This window comes from Pseudoalteromonas sp. S2755 (assembly GCF_005886535.1).
In the GTDB taxonomy this organism is placed as follows: Bacteria; Pseudomonadota; Gammaproteobacteria; order Enterobacterales; family Alteromonadaceae; genus Pseudoalteromonas.
In genome coordinates, this window is the sequence record NZ_PNDS01000007.1 from 1 (window position 1) to 1,873 (window position 1,873).

Below are 1,873 nucleotides of genomic sequence, written 5' to 3' on the forward strand. Positions count from 1 at the left end.
CTTATTCAGAAAGCCATTTTATATCCCAATAGAAGACTTAGAGTATGTCGTCGGTCCAGAAGTAAAAAATATGCGAGGTAGCGCATCGATGCAAACGGGTTACTTAAGTTGTAGAAAATACCCCGAGCACTATTGGTTTGGAAATCGTATTGGTATTGCGGGAGGTGGCGATACTCACGATTGGTCACAAATGAATAGGTTTATGGATATTACTCAACCAATCAACCGATATTATTATAAAGCTATGGAGTATACGTTTAAAAAGAATAGGAATGCTCACGGCAATGGTCCATTTCCAGAGGTGATGAAAAAGTACTTTGATGCAGATAACTGCCAAATTAATCGCATGGAAGTGTGGTAGGGGTTAATCATTACAAGTGCTTTATAGTAGTCAGCTAAAAGGAGTTGTTGATGAAAAAGATTGAAGAGATGACTCAGGAAGAGTTAGATAGCTATTTGGCAAATAAAGCAAAGGAGAGAGAGCGATATTACCGAGAGGAAGCAACGGAAGAAGAGAAAAGAGAAGCAAAAAAAGAGGAATATATAGATCGAAGGGTTAGTTATTGTCTTAATGATTCTTATTATGAAGAACTATCAAAAGACCATCTCCATAACTTAAGCTATAAGGAGCGACTAACCAAGGCTGAGGAATTAAACGGTTGTAAGTTTAAAGATGCAAAACCCTGCAAAGACGCGTTTGCGCCGAGAGACGATTTTGATGGCCCTACACGCCTTTTTGGCGCTTGGAATTGTGACGGTGAAAAAGTTGCGGTAGTTCGTCACCCAAGCCTAATACTTTTTAGAATGGTAATCACCATATTGTCAGCAATTGCGGGATTTATGTTGATTGTATTGACACTGGTTGATGCATTTCCAGTAGACTATTTATACTTGAGTTTGGCAGGTCTTTTCGTCACACCTTTATTATTGTTTAGATTTTCTGACGCTTTACGGTTTATTGATAACATAGAGTTTAATCGTCACACTGGGTTGGTGCGAACGCCTTACACCTTGTTTAGAAAACCATTTTATATCCCAATAGAAGACCTTGAATATGTGGTGGGCGTTGAGGTGAAAAGTGCAAGAGGTGGCGGCTCGTTCCAAACAGGTTATCTAAGTTGTAGAAAGTATCCAGAAAAGTTTTGGTTTGGCCACGCGATTGGGCTTGGTGATGGCGGGAACCTAACCGATTGGGCTCAGATAAATCGGTTTATGGATATTACCCAACCGATAGAAGAATATTACTACGAAATCATGGAGTATCACTATAAGCTCGATAAGAATGCCCACTTTAACGGTCCATTTCCAGAGGTGATGAAAAAGTACTTTGATGCCGACGACTGCCAAATTAATCGTATGGAAGTGTGGTAGGGCGTTAATCATTACAAGTGCTTTCTAGTAGTCAGCTAAAAGGAGTTGTTGATGAAAAAGATTGAAGAGATGACTGAAGAAGAGCTGGATAGCTATTTGGCAAATAAAGCGAAGGAAAGAGAGCGATATTATCGAGAAGAAGCAACTGAAGAAGAAAAAGAAAAGAAAGCACAAAGAGATGCATACTTGGCTAGAGAGACAAGTTATCGTCGTAGTGGTATTTTTTATGAAGAACAAACAAAAGACCATCTCCATAACTTAAGCTATGAGGAACGACTAGCCAAGGCTGAAGAACTAAATGGTTGTAAATTTAAAGAAGCAAAACCCTGTAAAGACAGATTCGCGCCGAGAGACGACTTTAGTGGCGTAAGTTACCCTAGCCAATGCGATGGTAGGGTTGTTTCCGTACCGCGCTCACCGGGATTATGGTCTATTAGGCTACATGGGTTGGTATTAGGCCCTATCATTGGGATTTGTCTGTTAGGGGTAAGTATGACAGACG

1 protein-coding gene and 2 pseudogenes are annotated in these 1,873 nt (G+C 40.2%); all 3 read left to right on the forward strand.

The features are described 5' to 3' along the window. Positions 1–361: pseudogene (locus CWC03_RS01760) on the forward strand (hypothetical protein); the annotation flags it as partial. Positions 362–411: 50 nt separating this feature from the next. Further along, a complete protein-coding gene (locus tag CWC03_RS01765; protein WP_138580341.1) occupies positions 412–1,371 on the forward strand; it encodes a hypothetical protein in 960 nt (319 codons plus the stop codon). A gap of 51 nt (positions 1,372–1,422) precedes the next feature. Further along, positions 1,423–1,873: pseudogene (locus CWC03_RS01770) on the forward strand (hypothetical protein); the annotation flags it as partial.

Coding starts and splice junctions, on each gene's coding strand:
- CWC03_RS01765 (WP_138580341.1), top strand. CDS start 412: ATGAAAAAGATTGAAGAGATGACTCAGGAAGAGTTAGATAGCTATTTG.